The 18766-nt window shown below is 71.9% G+C and carries 17 protein-coding genes; 6 read left to right on the top strand and 11 right to left on the bottom strand.

Annotation, left to right across the window (positions count from 1 at the left end; genetic code table 11):
- Positions 1 to 32 precede the first annotated feature (32 nt).
- The 5 genes from PIR02_03635 (at position 33) to PIR02_03615 (ending at position 4902) form a co-directional block, all read left to right on the top strand.
- Positions 33 to 1022 (top strand): ABC transporter permease, encoded by a 990-nt coding sequence (locus PIR02_03635; GenBank protein WZH37759.1) that lies wholly within the window; start codon positions 33 to 35, stop codon positions 1020 to 1022.
- 2 nt (positions 1023 to 1024) lie between these two features.
- Entirely contained in the window at positions 1025 to 1930 is a 906-nt protein-coding gene (locus tag PIR02_03630) for an ABC transporter permease (GenBank protein WZH37758.1), read from the top strand.
- Positions 1927 to 2763, top strand: coding sequence for an ABC transporter ATP-binding protein (locus tag PIR02_03625; protein ID WZH37757.1), 837 nt, complete (start codon positions 1927 to 1929; stop codon positions 2761 to 2763). Before PIR02_03630 ends, PIR02_03625 begins: the two co-directional genes overlap by 4 nt.
- Positions 2760 to 3551 carry an ATP-binding cassette domain-containing protein gene (locus PIR02_03620; GenBank protein ID WZH37756.1) on the top strand — a complete coding sequence of 264 codons (792 nt, stop codon included), beginning with the start codon at positions 2760 to 2762 and terminating at the stop codon, positions 3549 to 3551. The genes PIR02_03625 and PIR02_03620 overlap by 4 nt, the downstream gene beginning before the upstream one ends.
- A 187-nt stretch (positions 3552 to 3738) precedes the next feature.
- Entirely contained in the window at positions 3739 to 4902 is a 1164-nt protein-coding gene (locus tag PIR02_03615) for an ROK family transcriptional regulator (protein WZH37755.1), read from the top strand.
- 441 nt (positions 4903 to 5343) lie between these two features.
- Here PIR02_03615 and eda read toward each other — a convergent pair whose 3' ends face one another.
- The 9 genes from eda to PIR02_03570 all read right to left on the bottom strand — a co-directional run bounded on the left by eda (position 5344) and on the right by PIR02_03570 (position 13741).
- A complete protein-coding gene (gene eda, locus PIR02_03610) occupies positions 5344 to 5970 on the bottom strand; it encodes a bifunctional 4-hydroxy-2-oxoglutarate aldolase/2-dehydro-3-deoxy-phosphogluconate aldolase (protein WZH37754.1) in 627 nt (208 codons plus the stop codon).
- Entirely contained in the window at positions 5967 to 6692 is a 726-nt protein-coding gene (locus PIR02_03605; protein ID WZH37753.1) for an SDR family oxidoreductase, read from the bottom strand. Before PIR02_03605 ends, eda begins: the two co-directional genes overlap by 4 nt.
- Entirely contained in the window at positions 6689 to 8200 is a 1512-nt protein-coding gene (locus PIR02_03600; protein ID WZH37752.1) for an FGGY family carbohydrate kinase, read from the bottom strand. The genes PIR02_03605 and PIR02_03600 overlap by 4 nt, the downstream gene beginning before the upstream one ends.
- Before the next feature lie 3 nt (positions 8201 to 8203).
- Entirely contained in the window at positions 8204 to 9172 is a 969-nt protein-coding gene (locus PIR02_03595; protein WZH37751.1) for a shikimate dehydrogenase, read from the bottom strand.
- Entirely contained in the window at positions 9169 to 9858 is a 690-nt protein-coding gene (gene deoC / locus PIR02_03590) for a deoxyribose-phosphate aldolase (GenBank protein WZH37750.1), read from the bottom strand. Before deoC ends, PIR02_03595 begins: the two co-directional genes overlap by 4 nt.
- Positions 9851 to 10453, bottom strand: a complete 603-nt coding sequence (locus PIR02_03585) for a glucose-6-phosphate isomerase family protein (GenBank protein ID WZH37749.1) — start codon at positions 10451 to 10453, stop codon at positions 9851 to 9853. Before PIR02_03585 ends, deoC begins: the two co-directional genes overlap by 8 nt.
- Before the next feature lie 497 nt (positions 10454 to 10950).
- Positions 10951 to 11880: an aryldialkylphosphatase gene (locus PIR02_03580; GenBank protein ID WZH37748.1), complete on the bottom strand. Its 930-nt coding sequence runs from the start codon at positions 11878 to 11880 to the stop codon at positions 10951 to 10953.
- Positions 11877 to 12839: an NAD(P)-dependent oxidoreductase gene (locus PIR02_03575; GenBank protein ID WZH37747.1), complete on the bottom strand. Its 963-nt coding sequence runs from the start codon at positions 12837 to 12839 to the stop codon at positions 11877 to 11879. Before PIR02_03575 ends, PIR02_03580 begins: the two co-directional genes overlap by 4 nt.
- Complete coding sequence (locus PIR02_03570) at positions 12836 to 13741, bottom strand: SIS domain-containing protein (GenBank protein WZH37746.1); 906 nt, start codon at positions 13739 to 13741, stop codon at positions 12836 to 12838. The genes PIR02_03575 and PIR02_03570 overlap by 4 nt, the downstream gene beginning before the upstream one ends.
- Before the next feature lie 82 nt (positions 13742 to 13823).
- Here PIR02_03570 and PIR02_03565 point away from each other — a divergent pair, with 82 nt between their 5' ends.
- Complete coding sequence (locus PIR02_03565) at positions 13824 to 14582, top strand: SDR family oxidoreductase (protein WZH37745.1); 759 nt, start codon at positions 13824 to 13826, stop codon at positions 14580 to 14582.
- 353 nt (positions 14583 to 14935) lie between these two features.
- On the opposite strand, the gene PIR02_03560 is transcribed toward PIR02_03565, so the two are convergent.
- Entirely contained in the window at positions 14936 to 17443 is a 2508-nt protein-coding gene (locus PIR02_03560) for a family 78 glycoside hydrolase catalytic domain (GenBank protein ID WZH37744.1), read from the bottom strand.
- Positions 17440 to 18747, bottom strand: coding sequence for a DUF3863 domain-containing protein (locus tag PIR02_03555; protein ID WZH37743.1), 1308 nt, complete (start codon positions 18745 to 18747; stop codon positions 17440 to 17442). Before PIR02_03555 ends, PIR02_03560 begins: the two co-directional genes overlap by 4 nt.
- Positions 18748 to 18766: the final 19 nt, after the last annotated feature.

Genomic DNA, 18766 nt, shown 5'->3' with positions numbered 1-18766 from the left:
CGTCCGCGGGCGGGGCGCGGGGGTGAGAGCGGGTGAGGTACTACGGCCAGAAGCTCGCGTTCTACGCCATCGCCCTCTGGGCCGCGCTCACGTTGAACTTCTTCCTCCCGCGTCTGTTGCCCGGCAACCCCGTCGACATCATGCTCGCGAAGCTGGCGCAGAAAGGACCGGTGAGCCCCAGCGCGCGCCAGAGTCTGGAACTCCTGCTCGGCACGAACGACCACCGATCGCTGTGGGAGTCGTACCTGGGGTACCTGGGCAACGTCGTGCGGTTCGACTTCGGGCCCTCGATCACCTGCTTCCCCACTCCCGTGCAGGATGTCATCGGGCAGGCCCTGCCCTGGACGATCGTGCTCGTGGGGGTGTCCACTCTGCTGTCGTTCGTCTTCGGCGTGACGCTCGGCACCCTGGCGGGGTGGAAGCGCGGGGGGTGGCTCGACAACTTCATCCCCGTCACGACGATGCTCCAGGCGGTGCCGTACTTCTGGATGGCGATCCTGCTGGTGTACCTGCTCGCCGTGGTCTGGCGCATCTTCCCCGCGTTCGGCGGGTACGACATCTACACGACCTCCCCGGGGTGGACGTGGTCGTTCGTGTCGAGCGCGATCGTGCACGCGACGCTGCCGGCGGTCACCATCATCATCAGCTCAGTCGGCGGCTGGATGCTCGGCATGCGCAACATGATGGTCGCCACCCTCTCGGAGGACTACATCACCACGGCCGAAGCGAAGGGGCTGTCGCCCGTGCGGATCCGTCAGCGCTACGCGGCCCGCAACGCCGTGCTCCCTTCGGTGGCGGGGTTCGCCCTGTCGCTGGGCTTCGTCGTCTCGGGGTCGCTGGTCACCGAACAGGTGTTCTCGTACCCGGGGATCGGCTACTCGCTGCTCCAGGCGGTCAACAACAACGACTACGCCCTCATGCAGGGACTGTTCCTCGTCATCACCCTCGCCGTCCTCGGCGCCAATCTCGTCGTCGATCTGCTGTACGGGGTCATCGATCCCCGCACACGGGTCCGGAGGTAGCCATGTCTTCGCAATCCGTGACCGCCACCATCGCGCAGCTCTCGCCGCGTCGGCGCGGGCGCCGTCGTCTGGGCGGCAAGCTCGTCGCCGGCCTCTCGATCACCGGCGCGATCGTGGCGTTCGGTCTCATCGCGCCGCCCTTCGTGGGTGATCCGTTCCTGATCCGCCCGATCGGCATCACGCCCCCGAGCGGAGAGTTCTGGCTCGGCACGACGCAGAAGGGCCAGGACATCTTCGCCCAGCTGGCCGTCTCGACGACGAACTCCCTGCTGATCGGTGTGAGCGTCGGCATCCTGAGTCTCGTTCTCGCCGCGTTCTTCGGCATCGTGGGCGCCTACCTCGGGCGCTGGCTCGACGAGGGCTTCTCGCTGATCACCAACATCGCGCTGGTGATCCCGGGGCTACCACTCATCATCGTCATCTCCAGCTACGTCGAGGATCGCGGCCTCGCGGTCGTCGCGCTCATCCTCGCGTTCACCAGCTGGGCGGGTGGAGCACGCGTGCTGCGGGCGGTGACGCTCAGCCTGCGCAGCCGGGACTACGTCTCGGCGGCCCGCGTCGCGGGAGAGAAGTCGTGGCGCATCATCGCGGTGGAGATCCTGCCGAACCTCCTGCCGATCCTCGCCTCCTCGTTCGTGTTCGGAGTGGTCTCGGCGATCCTCGCCGAAGCGGGACTGTCGTACCTCGGGCTCGGCGTCTCGTCGGACTACACCTGGGGTCGCATGCTCTACGAGGCGCAGATGGGATCGGCGCTCCGCTCGGGAGCGTGGTGGTGGTTCGTGCCGCCGGGTCTGTTGATCGCTCTCCTCGGCGCGGCTCTATCGTTGATCAACTTCGCGCTCGACGAGATCGTGAACCCGAAGCTGCGGGCTCCGCGTCGTGTGCGTCCCGTGAAGGCCACCGCATGAGCGCCCCCGTGCTGCGCGTCGACGACCTGCGCATCGACTACCTGGCCGAGCCCGTCGTGCACGCCGTCCGCGGGGTGAGCTTCGACCTCGCCCGCGGCGAGATCCTCGGGATCGCGGGCGAATCGGGCTGTGGCAAGACCACGCTCGCGTACGGCATCACCCAGCTCCTGCGGCCGCCCGCGCAGCTCACCGGGGGCGAGGTGACCTTCCTCGCCGGGGGCGAGTCGATCCGCGTCGACCTGCTGCAGGGCTCCGCGCTGCGGGCCTTCCGGTGGGACCGCATCTCGATGGTGTTCCAGGGCGCGATGAACGCCCTCAACCCGGTGCTCCGGGTGCGCGCGCAACTGGATGACGTGCTGACCACGCACCGTCCGTCGATGACCGCCGCCGAGCGTCGCGCACGATGCGCCGCGCTGATGGACGTGGTCGGCGTTCCCGCCGAGCGGCTCGAAGCCTTCCCGCACGAGCTCTCGGGAGGGATGCGACAGCGCGTGATGATCGCGATGGCGCTCCTGCTGGATCCGCCGATCATGATCATGGACGAGCCGACCACGGCTCTCGACGTCGTGGTGCAGCGCGACATCCTGCGCGAGGTCACGCGGCTGCGCGACGAGCTCGGCTTCGCGGTGATCTTCATCACGCACGATCTCCCGCTGCTGCTCGAGGTGAGCGATCGCATCGCCATCATGCGCGCCGGCGAGATCGTCGAGCTTGCGCCGACCCGAGAGCTCTACGAGAACCCGCGTGAGGACTACACGCGCGAACTGCTCGCCGCCTTCCCGAGCCTCACCGGCGAGGGCTGGACGGGACGACACCCGGAGGAGACCTCATGAACGCCATCGAAGCGGTGGGTCTGACCAAGACCTACGGGAGCGGGCGGCACGCTGTGGCCGCCGTGAAGGGTGTCGACTTCGCCCTCTCGGCCGGGCGCACCGTCGCGCTGGTGGGCGAGAGCGGCAGCGGGAAGTCGACCGTGGCGAAGATGCTGCTGCAACTGGAACGTCCGACGTCGGGAGAGATCCTGCTCGACGGGCACCGACTGGGCACGCGGGGAACCGACCTCCGGCGGTTCCGGTCGCACGTGCAGATGGTGTTCCAAGACCCGTTCGCGTCACTGAACCCGTTCCACACGGTGCTGCATCACCTCGCGCGCCCGCTCGTGATCTCGGGACGTGCGCGGGGGCGCCGCGCGGTCGCCGAGGCCGCCGAGCACCTGCTCGAGCGGGTGCACCTGAGCCCCGGCGCCGACTTCCTCGCCCGTCGCCCGCACGAGCTGTCGGGCGGGCAACGCCAGCGCGTGGCGATCGCCCGCGCCCTCGCGCCCGGCCCGAGGGTGCTGATCGCCGACGAACCGGTGTCGATGCTCGACGTGTCCATTCGCCTGGGTGTTCTCCGCCTGCTCGCCGACATCCAGCGGCAGGAGGAACTGGCACTGCTGTACATCACGCACGACCTGGCGACGGCGCGGCACTTCTCCGACGAGATCCTCGTGATGTACCGCGGCGAGATCGTCGAGGCGGGCGCGGCCGACGACGTCATCCTGCGCCCCCAGCACCCGTACACGCAGCGGCTCGCGGAGGCCGCTCCCGACCCGCGGCGGCGCTTCGCGACACCGTCATGATCCGGCGGTCGCGGGTGCGACAGCCACGGCAGGGGGCGGAGTCGTCCGGACACGATCCGTGGTACTGCTACAGGGTGAGCCTCGACACCGTGCAGCCTCCGCCTCGCGTGAGCGGCGGCGGGCTCGGTGGCATCCGGGTCCGTCTCTCGCGGGACACGACGTCCGCGCGCTGCCCGGGCGGAAACCGATGACGGATGCCGATCGCGCGGCGACGCGGCCGCCCACCCGCAGTGTCGTGCTCGAGTTGATCCGTGCGGAGGGTCCCATCAGCCGCACCGAGCTCGCAGCCGCCACATCCCTGACGCCCGCATCGATGACCACCGTGGTGCGCGAACTGATCCGCGACGGTCTCGTGACGGAGGTCGGGCAGGACGCCCCCACGCGCGGCAAGCCCCGGACGCTGCTCGAGGCCCGCCCCGATGCGCGCTACGCGGTGGGCGTGCTGCTCGGCTTCGCCTCGACGTCGTATGTCGCGGTGAACCTCTGGGGCGAACTCGTCGCCCAGCGCGACGGTGCCGGGGCGGCGAACGATCCGCCCGCGACCGTGGTGCGTCGCGTCGCCGACGAGGTGCGCGAGCTCATCGCCGAACTCGACGTCGATCCCGCGATCGTCACGGGCGCGGGAGTCGTCGTGCCCGGACCGATCGACAGCGTGCGCGGTACCGCGGTGCAGCTGCCCGCCGAGCGGCCGTGGTCGGACTTCGGTCTGCGCGCCGCCCTGTCGGAGGCGATGGGGTTGCCCGTCGTGATGGAGAACGACGCGACCGCCGCAGCGGTGGGCGAGTACTACTCACGGGCGACCCGCGGCGAGGCCACCTTCGCGACGATCCACATGGGGATCGGCATCGGGGCCGGCATCGTGATCGGTGGGGAGCCGCTGCGGGGGGCGAGCGCGAACGCCGGCGAGATCGGGCACCTCTCGGTCGACTTCGACGGTCCACTGTGTCACTGCGGAAACCGTGGATGCCTCGAGCTCGTCGCAGCCCCCTTCGCCGTCGAGCTCGCCTACGCGCAGCGCACCGGCCGCTCGCTCGCCTGGGCGGAGGTGGTCGACGCCGCGTTGTCGGGGGCCGACACCGACGCCGTGGCCGTGCTCACGCGCGCCGCGGACGCCCTCGGCGTGGCGATCACGGGGCTCGTGAATCTGCTCGACGTCGGTCTCGTCGTCCTCACCGGCGACGGCTTCGGCGCTGCCGCGGAGTTCTTCGCCGCGCGGGCGCAGGAGAGTGTCGATCGGGCATTCTTCGCGCGGCGCACGCACCCCGTGCGCATCACGGTCTCGGCACGCCCCTCGGGAGCTGCGGCGCTCGGCGGGGCCGCCCTGGCCCTCCGCGCCGCGCTCGCCGGCTGAGGCGCGGTCGCGGCGGGGCGGGTCCGGGGCGTGCCGTCGTGCGGAGGTGGGCCGTGGCGCGCCGGTTCGGGATGCCGCGGGGCGGCGTGTCGGGGGTGGGGTCCGCGTGAGGGTCCGGGGTCGGTCTGCGGTCGTGCGGTTCTGGCCTGGCCGGGGTCGGCGGGGCGGGGCGTGCCGTCGTGCGGAGGTGGGCCGTGGCGCGCCGGTTCGGGATGCCGCGGGGCGGCGTGTCGGGGGCGGGGTCCGCGTGAGGGTCCGGGGTCGGTCGGTGGTCGTGCGGTTCTGGCCTGGCCGGGGTCGGCGGGGCGGGGCGTGCCGTCGTGCGGAGGCGGGCCGTGGCGCGCCGGTTCGGGATGCCGCGGGGCGGCGTGTCGGGGGCGGACTCCGCGTGACGGCACGGGGCCGCCGCACCCTGTGCGCGACGGCCCGGTGACGGCTCAGTCAGCTCGCGGCGACCGCCGCCGACGCCTCAGCCGACAGGGTGCGCACGGTCTCGGCATCCTTCGCCGTGAGGGCGGCGGCGGGGACCATCCACGAACCGCTTACCGCGAAGACGTTGCCGAGCGAGAGGTACTCGGCCGCGTTCGTCGCCGAGACGCCTCCCGACGGCAGGAACCGCACGTCGGGGAACGGACCGCCGAAGGCGCGGATCGCCGCGGGGCCACCCACGGGACCCGCGGGGAACAGCTTGAGGTGGTGGAGTCCCGCGGCGATCGCGCGCTGGATCTCGGTCGCCGTCGCCACCCCGGGGATGAACGGGATGCCGAGGGTCGCCGCGCGCTCGGCGACGGCATCGTCGAACCCGGGCGAGACGAGATACGTCGCCCCCGCGTCGACGGCCGCGTCGACCTGCGCGACCGTGGTCACCGTGCCGGCGCCCACCGCGAAGCCGGACCGCCCGGCCACCGCGCGGATCGCGTCGAGCGCGGCGGGCGTGCGCAGGGTGATCTCGGCGGTCGGGATGCCACCGGCGGCGAGCGCGTCGGCGAGGTCGGGCGCGAAGGATGCGTCGTCGAGGACGACGACGGGGACGATGCGGCTGCCGTGCAGCACGTCGACGCCGCTCATGCGTCCTGCGAGGTCGGGGCGACCACGATCTCGCGGAAGCTGACGTGCTGCGGGAGCTGGTACGCCGTGAGGATCGCGTGGGCGATGTCGTCGGGGACGAGTCCGCCGCCGATGCTCTGCTTGTACTCGCGGTAGCCGTCGAGCACGTCACCCTCGCCGGTGTTGCTGAGCAGGGCGGTGTCGACCATGCCCGGCGCGACGAGGAGCACGCGCACGCCGTGCGCGGCGTTCTCTCGGCGCAGACCCTCGGTCATCGCGTGGACCGCGTACTTCGTGCCGTTGTAGACGACGTGGTTCTCGTAGAGCTGCTTGCCGGCGATCGAGCCGATGTTGACGATCGTGCCGCGGCGGCGGCTCTGCATGCCGGGGAGGACCAGCTGGCTGTTCTTCACCAGCGCGACGCAGTTGACGTCGAACTGCTCCTGCACGAGGGCGGGATCCTGCTCAGCGACGGCCGACAGCGCCATGAGGCCCGCGTTGTTGACGAGGAGGTCGACCGGGCCGAAGCGCTCCTCGGCGCGCGCGATCGCCGCGGCCACCGCGGCGGTGTCGGTGACATCGGCCTCGGCGAGCTCGGCATCCGGAAGGTCGAGGGCCTGCATCGGGGCGAGGCGCCGCGCGATGAGCAGCAGGGGGTGTCCGGCGGCCGAGAAGGCGCGGGCGGTCGCGGCACCGATCCCGGAGCTGGCTCCGGTGATGACGACGAGGGGCAGGGCGGTCATGCGTTCTCCTGGGAGGGGGCGGATCGGGCGAAGAGCAGCGCGGCGTCGGCCGCGGCGGCGTAGCGGTCGCGGAGGGCGGCGTAGGCGCGCACTCCGTCGGGATCAGGGGTGAGACGCTCGACGACCTCGTGCGCGTCGTCGGCCGCGGCGAGCGAGGACCACACACCCGAGCCGGCGAACACGAGCGCCGCGGCGCCGAGGGTGGCGGCCTGCTGGTCGACGGTGGTGCGCAGCAGAGCCGTGTCGAGCACGTCGGCGTAGACACGGTTCCACACCGCCGAACGACTGCCGCCGCCGGAGATCAGCAGATCGGTGTCGGCCGGCAACCCGCTGAGGGAGCGGATGTGACGCAGGCTGCGGTCGAGCGCGAAGGCGATGCCCTCGATGCACGCGCGCACCAGATCTTCCGCCGCGGTGCCGAGTTCGATGCCGGTGAGCGTGCCCCGGACACCGCTCCCGCCCTCGAGCGGCGTGCCGCCCGCGAGCGTCGGGACGAGTACCGCCCCGCGAGCACCGCGCGGGCTCGCCGCAGCGGCGTCGATGAACGCTCCGATGTCGGCGCCGGGGCGCAGGACGTCGCGAAGCCACGTGAGGGTCGTGCCGCTGCTGAACGTCGAGAGCGCGCTGATGTACAGGCCCGGCACGGCGTGACGGAACACGTAAGGGCGCGTGGCGACGTCGAGGACGGGTGCGCTCGAGGCCACGGTCATCCAGCTCGACGACCCGAGGGCGGCGTAGATCCGGCCGTCGGTGGTCCCCCGCGACCCCAGCGCCATCGCCGCGTTGTCGACCGCCCCCGCGTGCACCGCGATCCCCGCGGGGAGGCCGAGCGCTTCGGCGGCCGCCGGACGGAGCGTTCCGACGATGTCGGCGGACTCGCGAGGCGTGGGCAGGAGCGAGCGGTCGAGCTCAGCCGCGTCGAGGATCGCGTCGTCGTAGTCGCCGCGGGTGAGGTCGTACGCGCCCGTCCCGGATGCCATGGAGTGGTCGGTCGCGATCTCCCCGGTGAGCCGGAGGGTGATCCAGTCCTTCGAGCCCAGCAGCGCGCGCGTGCGGGCCCACCCCTCGGGGTCCTCGGTGCGAAGCGTCTGCGCCTTGAACACCGGGTACAGCTGCGCGCCGAAGCCGTTCCCGGTGCGCAGGTACCACTCGTTCTCGTCGATACGGTCGAAGATCTCGCCCGTGCGACCGCGGGTGTCCGACCAGATCGGGGTGTCCCGGGTGACCAGCTCGCCGCCCGCGTCGACCTGTACGACGCCCAGGCTCTGCCCCGAAAGGGCGATGCCGATGACCGCGTCACGGACGTCGGCGACCTCGGCGATCACGGTGCGCGTGGCCGAGACCACGGCATCCCACCACTCCTCGGGCCGCTGTTCGGCACGACCGGGACCGGGATGCCGCGTCGGATACGACACGACCGTCTCGGCGATCGATCGACCGTCGGCCGACCAGAGCGACGCTTTGCAGCCCCCGGTGCCGAGGTCGAGAGCGAGAGCGAGGGGACCCATCGATCAGCGGGTGGCCAGCGCGAGTTCGCTCAACCGCTCGAACGAGGGGCCCGAGGTGGGGATATCGAGGTGGAACACCTCGGCGATGACCTGCGTCCAACCGTGCACGAAGTAGATCCAACCATCCTCGACCTGCAGGCGGCGCTCGGCGCTCTGCGCCCGCGCTTGATCCAGGAAGACGAGATCGCCGCGGTAGTTGAGGTCCCACGCGACGCCGTCGAGAGGGAAGACGGCGTCGTCGGGGAGCGGCGAGCCGGGCGCGTCTTTGCCGAGACCGGTGGCGTTGACGACGAGCGAACGCGGCGCGAGGTCGGCGAGCACGCGCGCGTTGTCCGCCGGGGTGGGGGTGAGGTGGTACTCGAAGAGCGTGTCGGTCGGCAGCGAGGCGTGGATCTCGCGCAGGTGGTCCAGGCGCGCGGCCGAGCGGTTGGTGACGATGACGCGTGCGGGACGATCGAGGCCGCGTTCCTGCCGCGAGAGGTACCAGCTGATCGCGATCGACGACCCGCCCGCCCCGAGACACAGAGCGTCGGCCGGGCCCTGCGACCAGAAGCCCGCGGGCAGGAACGCGTCGAGCGCGAGCCCGCTCGAGATCGGGTCCTTCGCGTGACAGATGAGCCGGCCGTCGCGCTTGGAGATGCAGCTGGTCTCACCCATCAGCGCGGCGAAGGCGTCGATCTCGTCGAAGAGATCGCGGCACGCGGCGAAGAGGTCGATCTTGTGCGTGGTCACCAGGGCACCGAGGCTCAGCGGGTCCTCCGCGATGAAGCGGACCACGGCGCGGTAGTCGTCGGCGGGCGCGTGCAGGGGCAGGTCGATGCCCTGGAGCACGGCATCCTCGAGTCCGAGGTGAGCGGCCCACCGGGGGAAGACGTGCTGGATGGAGGAACTTCCGGTCGTGACGCCGATGAAGTAGAGAGTGGGAACCGTCGCCGGGCGCAGCGTCGAGGCGGTCAGGGTGGGAAAGGTCATCGCGAGTCCTTCGTTGCAGCGACCGCGGCCAGCGCGGCGGTGGCGTTCATGCCGAATCGGGTGACGCCGAGTTCGGCCATCGTGCGGACGGTGTCGAGGTCGCGGATGCCGCCGGCAGCCTTGAGTGCCGCGCGACCGTCGGCTCGTTCGGCGATGAGGCGGATGTGCTCGATCGATGTCGGGACCCCCGACCAGCCGGTGCCGGTCTTGATCCACGGCACGCCCGCTTCGACCGCGGCGTCGACGCCGCGGCGGATGTCGTCGTCGTCGAGGCGTCCGACCTCGAGGATCGCGCGCAGCGGCACGCGGCCGTCGACGACCTCGACGATCGCCGCGAGCTCGTTCGTGACGTAGGCGTCGTCGCCGGAGCGCAGGCGTCCGATCGCGACGACGACGTCGAGCTCTTGCGCGCCGAGGGAGAGGAGTTCGGATGCCTCGGCCACCTTCGTCGCGGTCGTGGCACCGCCGCTCGGGAACGACACCGGCGAGCCCGCGAGGACGCTCGTTCCTTCGAGTCGTTCGCGCAGGTAACCCAGCCACTCGGGCAGGACGTGGGCGCTCACGAAACCGCCCGCGACCGCCTGCCGGACGAGCTCGTCGATGTCGGCGCGGGCGTGCTGCGCCTGGACGCAGCTGATGTCGATGTGCCGAGCGAGGTCGGCGAGGACGGGACCGGGATCAGCCACGGTAGCCTCCGTGATCGGGGTTCGGCCGGGTCGTCCAGGCATCGCCGTCGGCGACGACCAGCTGTTTCATCCCGCCGGCATCGGCGATGATGCCGTAGTCCTGGCCCGCCTCGGTCGCATAGGTGAAGAGCGTGACGAGCGTGTCGTCGCCGACGTTGACGCTGCGATGGATCCAGCCGCCGGGGACGTGCACGACCACCCCGGATGAGATCGGGAGGGCGCGGGAGTCTCCGTCGATCGACTCCAGCAGCATGACGCCGGACCCGGCGACGCCGTAGTAGAGCTCGGCGAACTCCGACTGCGCGTGCAGGTGCCCACGTGTCATCGCGAACTCGTCGCCGATGCGTCCGGGTTGCAGCACGCTGAGCCCGATCGTGAGGGCGCCTCGGCCCGTCTCGGGGGTGCTGCTCTCGACCCAGTACACCGGCTCCCCGGTGTCGCGGGAGACCGCCTCGGCGTAGGCCGCGTCGTCGCGGTAGACACCGGCGAGGTCGGGCAAGTGCTTCTCGTAACGCTCCGAACCTCCGTCGAGGAGGCCCCGGGCGAAATCGACGGTCATCCGGGCCGGTTCGGCCAGTCGTGCAGCGGCGCACATGAAGTCGTTCCCTTCGCCGACGACCGGGGTGCGTCGTCGTGAGTAGTAACACTACAGAATCCGGGCACGTTTCGACAATCCCGGCGGTTTCGACCGCGCTTCCGCGAGTCTGCGCGTAGTCCAGCTACTTCTCGCGCGGTGCGCGGGCCGGATCGGGGGGGCGAGCGGAGGAGATATGTCGAGCGGAGGGCGTGTGAGCGCTCCCTCCTCCTCCGCTCGCCGGATCTCCTCGCCCCTCGCCCCGCGCCCCGGCGCGCGCGTTCATGCCGGGGCCGGCAGCCGGGCATCCTTCGCCGTGCGTCGGCGCTCGGTCCTCGTCCCGGCCCGCCTGGGCTGAGCGGAGGAAAGAAGTCGAGCGGAGGGCGGGGGAGCGCTCCCTCCTCCTCCGCCCGCCAGATCTCCTCCCCCCGCGCCCCGGCGCGCGCGGCGGCCCTGCCCCGCGCGTGCTCGACGCTCGCGCCCCCGCGGCGCCCCCGGCTGGCGCGCGGCGCCGCGGCTCAGCGCCAGGTCAACCAGGCGGCGGGGTTGCGGCGGAGCACGGCGTCGGCGAGATCGTCGCCGCCCTCTCGGCGCAGGCGCGGCACGAAACGGTCCCCGAGGTACCGCAGCCCGGGCATGCCGCCGTAGGCGATGTAGCGAGTACGGCGGGCCACGTCGCCGCCGAGCAGGATGCGGTCCGTTCCTCCGGCCGCGGCGGTGGCGATCAGGCACGACAGCACGACGGCGTCGGGGTGCTCGCGCGCCCGGGCCGGACCGTCGTAGCCGAGGAACGCGCCCGTCGCCGCGAGCTCGGCGTGCAGGACAGGGTCGGGGTTGCGGTCGATGTGCGCCAGCGCCACGCGATCCGGTCGCACGCCCACGGCCCCGAGGGCCTCGAGCGCCTCGAACGCCGCCGTCCCGTGCTCGAGGTGGACCATCACCGGGGCGCCCGTGGCCTGGTGCGCGCGACCGATGGCCTCGATGGAGCGGGCGGCGATGGCATCCAGTCGCCAATAGCCCATCCCGGCCTTGAGGACGCCTGCGCGCACCGCGGGGTCACGGGGCTCGCCCGGTTCGGCGGCGCCGCGCTCCAGATCGTCTTCGAAGGCCGCCGCGAGCGCCTCGACGTCGGCGGATAAGAGGGGATGGCCCTCGCCGTAGTGCTCGCGCCGATGCAGCCCGGTGGTCAGCACGACCGTCACCCCGGTCGCCTCCGCGATGCGGCGCGCGGCCGCCGGGCGACGGCCGAGGCCGAGGGGCGTGGCATCCACGAGAGTTCGGAATCCGGATGCCGCGAACTGCCGGGTCTCTTCCGTGCTGGCCGCTTCGTCGTCGAGATCGTCGCCCGGGAGGAGCGGTGACACCTGGAACAGGTGCTCGTGGTAGTCGACGTTTCCGAGTGAATCCGGGGCGACGTCGCCGGTGACCGTCCGGACGTGGCCGGTCATGCGGGGATCGCGACCGGGTGTGCGGGGGCCTCGCCGCGCAGCAGCGCGACCATGTCGGTGGTGGCCATGCGGCCCATCCCGTCGACGCCCTCGCGCGTCTGGGCGCCGAGGTGCGCGGTGATGATCACGCGATCGGCGAGATCGTCGGCGAGAAGCGGCGAAGCGGCCTCGCCCACGTTCTCGATGGCCAGCGTGTCGGCGGCGTACGCCGCGACGCGGCCGCGGCGGGCCGCGCGCGCCACGGCATCCTCGTCGACGAGGTCGGCGCGGGCGGTGTTCACGAGCAGCACCGGGCGGTCGGCGGCGGCGAGCCAGCGCTCATCGATGACCTGTCGACCCCCTGGCGCATGTAGTGTCACGACATCGCAGCGGGTCGAGAGGGTCTCGGTGTCTGCGCGTTCCACGGTCTCGAAGAGCGGATCGCGGGCGTCGACCCAGGGGTCGGCACCGAGAACGGTCGCGCCGAAGGCGCGCAGTCGCTCGGTCACGAGGCGTCCGATCCGGCCGAGACCGACCACTCCGACCGTCAGGGCCGACAGCTCACGGGCCGGCTTTCCCGACCAGTCACCCGCGCGCACCCGACGGTCGGCGGCGGGAATTCCGCGCAGTGCCGTCAGCAGCAGGGCGAGCGTGTGCTCGGCCACCGCGGCGGAGTTCGCTCCCGGGGTGTTCGTGACCGGGATGCCGCGCGCCGCGGCGGCGGCCAGGTCGACGCTGTCGACGCCCACGCCGTACCGCGCGATGCCGCGGAGTCGCGGGGCCAGATCGAGATGCGCGGCGGTGACCGGGCCGGTGCCGGCGATCCACCCGTCGGCCTCGGCGAGAAGCGGCGCCAGCTCGGCCAGGTCGTGCGACGAACCGGCGCGCACGACGCGGTAACCGGCCTCGGCGAGGACCGTCTCGGGGTCGTACTCGCCCGACCCGAACGAGCGGGAGGTGACCAGCACGACCCCGGTCACGCGTCGCCCTCGGGGGTGTCGTTCTCGGCGTGACGCATCGCGGCGAGCTCGCTCTTCATGCGGCGCACGGCCGCTGTGTGCTCGGGGGAGCGGCGCAGGGCGACGCCGGTTGCGAGGATGTCGATGACGACGAGGCCGGCGAGACGGCTCGTCGACGGGGTGTAGACGTCGGTGTCTTCGAATGTCCGCACGACCAGGGGAATATCGGCCATCTCCGACAGGGGGCTGACGCGGCCGGTCAGCGAGATCACCGTTCCGCCGGCCTTGTGGGCGGCGTGGGCGACCGTAAGCGTCTGCTCGGTGTGCCCGGTGTTCGAGATCGCCACGGTGACGCTGCGCGGCCCCGACATCGTGGCGGCGATGAACTGCTGGTGGAAGTCCTCCGGCGCCTGGCAGGGCACGCCGAAGAGCGGGAACTTCTGCTGCGCGTCCTGCGCGATGATGCCGCTGGCGCCGAAGCCGATGAAGAGGATGTCGCTGGCATCCAGGATCGCTTCGATCGCGCGCTCGACGGCGGCGGGGGCGAGTGTGCGGCGCGCGCGGTCGAGGCTGGAGATGGTGTGGTCGAAGATCTTCTCGGCCACGTCGCCCGACGAGTCGGACGAGGTGATGGTCGAGTGGGTGACCGGAAGGCCGAGGGCCAGGGTCTGCGCCAGCTGGATCTTGAAGTCCTGGAAGCCCTCGCACCCGACCGAGCCGCAGAAGCGCATGACGGTGGGTTCGCTGACCTCGGCGGCTTCGGCGAGACCCGCCATCGTGTACTGCGCGGCGCCCACCGGATTGTCGAGGACGATCGCGGCGACGCGCTGTTCGGAGCGGCGCAGATGCGGCAGCTGACGGGTGATGCGCTCGAGAAGTGTGTCGGTGGACTCTTCGCTGGCCTGCTCGACGTCGAGGGTCATCGCGAGCTCCTTCCATGTAGTATGGCTACATCTTAGCCGATGCGGGCTCGCCCGCACAGCGCGAGCGCACAGGAGGACGACGATGTACCGACAACGGCTGGAACTCACCGATCGGGTGGCGGTGGTCACGGGAGGCTCCCGCGGCATCGGACTCGCGGTGGTCACCGCTCTCGAGGAGTTCGGCGCGACCGTCGTGATCGCGGACGTGCTCGATGAGGCCGGTACCGCGGCCGCGGCATCGTTCGAGGGCGGGCGCGTGTCGTATGTGCATCTCGACGTCACGGATGCCGCGGAGGTCGAGCGCGTCTTCGCCGACGTCGCGGCGCGTCTCGGTTCGGTCGACATCCTCGTCACCTCGGCCGGCATCGCCAACCACCAGCCCTCGCTGGAGCTCGAGCGCGAGACCTGGGATCGGGTGCTCGCCGTCAATGCGACGGGGACGTTCTGGTGCGCCCGCGAGGCCGCGCGCCACATGCAGGAGCGCGGCGGCTCGATCGTGGCGATCGGCTCGATGTCGGGTGAACTCGCCAACGCCCCGCAGCGTCAGGCCGCGTACAACGCCTCGAAGGGGGCCGTGCACCTCGCCGTGAAGTCGCTCGCGATCGAGTTCGCCGAACAGGGCATCCGCGTCAACGCCGTCGCCCCCGGCTACGTCGGCACCGAGCTGACCAAGGAGGGGGTTCCGAGCGACTGGTGGGACGACTGGGTGCGCCGCACCCCGATGGGCCGCCTCGGCGCTCCGGAAGAGATCGGTTCTCTCGTCGCGTTCCTCGCGTCGGACGCGGCGTCTTACATGACCGGCTCGGTCGTGCTGATCGACGGCGGCTACTCGGCCTGGTGAGGTGAGCCGCGCGGGCGCGCTGGCGCTGCTGTTGCTGCGCTCTCGCGCGCTGCCGCGAGCCACGCATAAACGCTGTTCGCGCGCATAAACGCGCTCTCCCCGTGTTTATGCGCGTGAATCGCGTTCATGGGTGAGCCGCCGCCCCGCCGTGCTCCGCTCCGCACCGCCGTCGCGCCGTCGCGATGCCCCGCCGTCCCGCCGTCGCGATGCCCCGCCGCCCCGCCGTCGCGCCGCCCCGCCGTCGCGCCGGCGCGTCGCGGGAGCGATCCCGCCCTCGTTGGACGACATCGCCGCGTGGCTCCGGGCCCACGCGCGGCCCTCGTCGTGAACACCAGGGCCCCGCGCCCCCGCTCTCAGCCCAGCGCCACCCGCACCTCGTGCCTCCCGGCCTCGATGCGGCGGCGGAGCCCCGGCAGCTCGATCTCGGCGCGCACGCCGATCGGCACCTCGCACGACAGCGCCACCTCGCCGTCCTCGACGCGCCACTGCACCGACAGCTCGCCGTACGGCGTGCGTACGGCAGCGGACGCCGACGACAGAGCGGTCCCGAGCACCTGCGGGGCGATGCGCGCCTCACGCCAGCCCGGCGCGACGGCCTCGAGTCCGGCGACGTCGGCGTAGAACCAGTCCTCGATCGTGCCGAGGAAGTAGTGTCCGCGCGAACGCGATTCTTCCTTCCAGTGCTCCCAGAGCGAGGTCGCGCCGTTCTCGACCCAGAAGCCCCAGCTCGGGAACGTCGTCTGCAGCGCGACCCCGACGGCGACGTCGGCGTGCCCGAAGCGGGTCAGCTGGGGCAGCAGGTGCTTGGTCGCCAGGGCCCCGGTCGACAGGTGGTGGCCGCGCTCGACGACGTCGGCGGCGAGGCGGTCGGCTGCGCGCCGGCGGTCGGCCTCGGGGAGGATGTCGAAGGCCAGGGCCAGCGCGGTGTGCGCCTGGCGGTAGCCGTCGTCGCCCCGGCCGCGGAGCTCGGCGGTCTCGGCATCCCAGAACTCCGCGAGGAATGCGGTGCGCGAGCGTGTGGCGCTGAGCTCCCACTCGCCCGGATCCTCGCCGAGGACCCGCGCCATCGCCGCCGCGGTGTCGCACATCGCGACGACGAAGGCGGTGGCCGCAACACGGGTGTCCTCGGGGGCGTTGCCGCCGCCCGGGTCGGTCTCGGGGCTCACCCAGTCGCCGAGGGTCGTGTCGAAGAGACCGTCGACGCCCCGGCTCAGCTCGAACCGCAGGTAGTCGCGCGCGTCGGGCCAGACGTCGGCGAGCACGCGCGCGTCGCCGCGCAGCCGATAGATGTCCCACGGCACCAGCAGCAGCGCGGAATGCCAGGTCGGCGCGGGCGTCCAGTCCATGCGCCACCCGCCGTGCGGGGCGATCACCTCCGGCGCTCCCTCCCCGTGCCGGGATGCCGCGACGTCGGCGACCCACTTGGCCAGCAGCTCGTGCGTGTCGAGGTTGAGCAGCATCATGCGGGCGCCGACCATGCCGTCCCCCGTCCACCCGTTCTTCTCGTACTTCGGGGTGTCGGTCGGAATGCCGTGCAGGTTGTTGAGGATCGTGCGCACCGTGAGCTCGTGCAGGGTGTTCAGCATCGGCGACGACGTCTCGAAGCGGCCCGTGCGCGCGGCGCGCGTGTGCACGACGCGCGCACGTAGCGTGGGCAGCTCTCGAGCTCGCACCTCGACGTGCTGGAACCCGTGCCAGGTGAATCGCGGATGCCACCGCAGTGGTCGATCCGAGAGCGTCACGCGATCCGTCTGGAACCGGCCGTCGAAGTACCCCTTCTCATCGTCCGAGTTCGGCGTGCCGTCGGCGCGGAGGCTCTCGCCGAAGCGCAGCTCGATCTCGGCGCCGGGGTCGGCTTCGGCCTCGATCTCGACCCATCCCGCGATCACGCGGGGGAACGACACGACCCAGCGGTCCTCACCGAGCGGCGACACCTGCGTCGGTTCGAGCAGCTCACCCTCCACGATCGGAGGCTGGCGCTGCACGACGGGGAGCCCGCGCGGCCCGTCGACCTCGCGGGCCACGCCCCATCCGGTGTCGTCGAACCCCGCGGTGCTCCACCCCGGTTGCTCGAGACGGGCGTCGTAGTCCTCGCCGGCATACAGATCGTCGAAGCGCGTGGGCCCGTCGGTGCTGCGCCACGCGGAGTCGCTCACGACCACGCGCTCGCCGCGGCTGTCGCGCAGGAGCAGCAGCACGCGCGTCGAGGGATCGGCGTGCCAGGGCGCCGTCTCCCAGTTCCACGTGTTGCGTCCGCGCATGCCGTAGAAGCCGCGGCCGAGTTCGACGCCGATCGCGTGGCGGCCGGGCGTCAGCCGGTCCGTGACGTCGATGACGGTGTACTGCGCGCTCACCTCGTAGTCGGTGAAGCCCGGTCCGAGCACGCTGTCGTCGGCGGGCGTGCCGTCGAGCTCGACACGGGCCAGACCCCCGGCCCCGACCACGAGGTACGCCTCGTCGGGGGCGGCATCCACGTCGAATTCCGTCCGCAGCAGGGGCGCGGCCGCGTCGTCCTCGGCGCCGCCGATGGAGGCCGCGCCGCGCCACTCGTCGTCGAGGACGCCCGTGACGAAGCTCCCCGTCGCGGCGGCGTCGCCGGCGGTCGTCGTGACGACGACGCTCCACGCGTATCGGCGGAGCGAGGCGAGGGGCGGGCCGTCGTACGCGACGTCGACACTCCGGTCCGATTCGACGGGACCGCTCTGCCAGATCGTGCCGACGGCGTCGCGCACGCTCACCCGGAAGGACAGCTGTCGCACGCCGTCGACGTCCGAGCGCAGGGTCCACCCGAATCGGGGCGCGCTAGACACCCCGACCGGGTCGAGGGCATGTTCGACGGTGAGGTCGCCGACGGCGATCACGCGGCGTCTCGCAGAGCGCGCAGCTCGGGGGCGTCGCCCCACCGGGCATCCAGCGCGGCGTCGACGGAGGGATGCTGGGCGAGGAAGGTCGCGAGGGCGACCGGGCGGTCCTGCGGACGCGTCTGCTTCTGGTTGATCTCGCCGAGCAGGCTCCACCGCCGGTCTCCGCGCTCCGTGGGCTCGGCGAACGCACCGGCGTAGGACGTGTAGTCGAACACCTCGACCGCGTCGCCGACCTGCACGACACCGAGACGGAAGTCGGCGCACATGAACCACGTCACGGTCTCTCCCGCGCGCGAGGCCTGCACGCCGCTGCCGCTCTGCTGCAGGAGGTAGGCGAGGTCTTCGTTGTCGGCGTGGTGGGCCCGCCACTCGTCCCCGAAGCGGCTGATCGTCGCCACCTCGAGATCGCTCCACCGCTCGCGCAGACCGCCGAGCCAGCCCGCCCAGGCGTCCAGCGTCGTGGGGTCGTGCGCGAGACCTCGGGCGACCTCGCTGATCTCGTAGTTGACCGTCAGCCATCCGAGGCCGTTGCGCGCGACGTTGCGCTCGTTCAGGTGGGCCTCGCTCGTGGCATCCAGTTCTCTCAGGGCGTCCGCGCGGGGAAGGCGGTGCAGGGTCTCGATCGGGCCGAGTCCGAGGCGGGAGTTGTACTCCGACGACATGCCGGCGGTGCGGGCGGCGACGAGGTCGACCGTCCAGCCGTCGAGCTGCACCGCGTCGATGCGGTCATCGCCGCGACCGGGCACGAGGAAGTGGCTGCGCGAGGGGTAATAGGGGTACGCGAGCGAGCCGTCGCCGTCTTGCAGATCGATGTCGAACTGGCTCCAGATGTTGCCCTGGACGGTCCGGATGCCGAGGTCGCGGGCTCCCGCGATGTTCGCGGCCGAGAGGAACCCGGCCACCAGCGCCGTGGTCGGCCGGTCGAAATGCGTGTGCAGCAGGTCGACCGCGTCGGAGATGTCGCGGGCGACCTCGTCGCGCGTGCCGTAGAGGTTGGCGAAGAATCCGCCGGGAACGAACGTGATGTCGTCGCCGTGCTCGGCGGCCAGGCGGGCGAGCGTGCGGCGAATGTCGCGGTAGCGCGGGGACTCGTCGGTGAGCGCACCCCACGACAGTGCCCACGTGAGGGAGGCGTCGGGCACGGCGCCGCGCACCGCGTCGGAGAAGCGCTCGACGAGGGCAGCGGAGTGAAGCTCGGTCTCGTCCTCCCAGAGGGAGGTGTCCCGTGTCGCCTCGATCTGGTGGCGACGCACGATGGTGTTGATGGTCAGTCGTCGGCCGAGCGGCGGGCGTGTATCCATGGGGCCTCACCCTATCGAC

Source organism: Microbacterium enclense (assembly GCA_038182865.1).
Taxonomy (GTDB): Bacteria; Actinomycetota; Actinomycetes; order Actinomycetales; family Microbacteriaceae; genus Microbacterium; species Microbacterium enclense_B.
Note: the sequence above shows the minus strand (reverse complement) of the source record. Positions and strands in the feature narration are given on the sequence as shown.

Coding starts and splice junctions, on each gene's coding strand:
- PIR02_03630 (WZH37758.1), top strand. CDS start 1,025: ATGTCTTCGCAATCCGTGACCGCCACCATCGCGCAGCTCTCGCCGCGT.
- PIR02_03625 (WZH37757.1), top strand. CDS start 1,927: ATGAGCGCCCCCGTGCTGCGCGTCGACGACCTGCGCATCGACTACCTG.
- PIR02_03620 (WZH37756.1), top strand. CDS start 2,760: ATGAACGCCATCGAAGCGGTGGGTCTGACCAAGACCTACGGGAGCGGG.
- PIR02_03615 (WZH37755.1), top strand. CDS start 3,739: ATGACGGATGCCGATCGCGCGGCGACGCGGCCGCCCACCCGCAGTGTC.
- eda (WZH37754.1), bottom strand. CDS start 5,970: ATGAGCGGCGTCGACGTGCTGCACGGCAGCCGCATCGTCCCCGTCGTC.
- PIR02_03605 (WZH37753.1), bottom strand. CDS start 6,692: ATGACCGCCCTGCCCCTCGTCGTCATCACCGGAGCCAGCTCCGGGATC.
- PIR02_03600 (WZH37752.1), bottom strand. CDS start 8,200: ATGGGTCCCCTCGCTCTCGCTCTCGACCTCGGCACCGGGGGCTGCAAA.
- PIR02_03595 (WZH37751.1), bottom strand. CDS start 9,172: ATGACCTTTCCCACCCTGACCGCCTCGACGCTGCGCCCGGCGACGGTT.
- PIR02_03585 (WZH37749.1), bottom strand. CDS start 10,453: ATGTGCGCCGCTGCACGACTGGCCGAACCGGCCCGGATGACCGTCGAT.
- PIR02_03580 (WZH37748.1), bottom strand. CDS start 11,880: ATGACCGGCCACGTCCGGACGGTCACCGGCGACGTCGCCCCGGATTCA.
- PIR02_03570 (WZH37746.1), bottom strand. CDS start 13,741: ATGACCCTCGACGTCGAGCAGGCCAGCGAAGAGTCCACCGACACACTT.
- PIR02_03565 (WZH37745.1), top strand. CDS start 13,824: ATGTACCGACAACGGCTGGAACTCACCGATCGGGTGGCGGTGGTCACG.
- PIR02_03555 (WZH37743.1), bottom strand. CDS start 18,747: ATGGATACACGCCCGCCGCTCGGCCGACGACTGACCATCAACACCATC.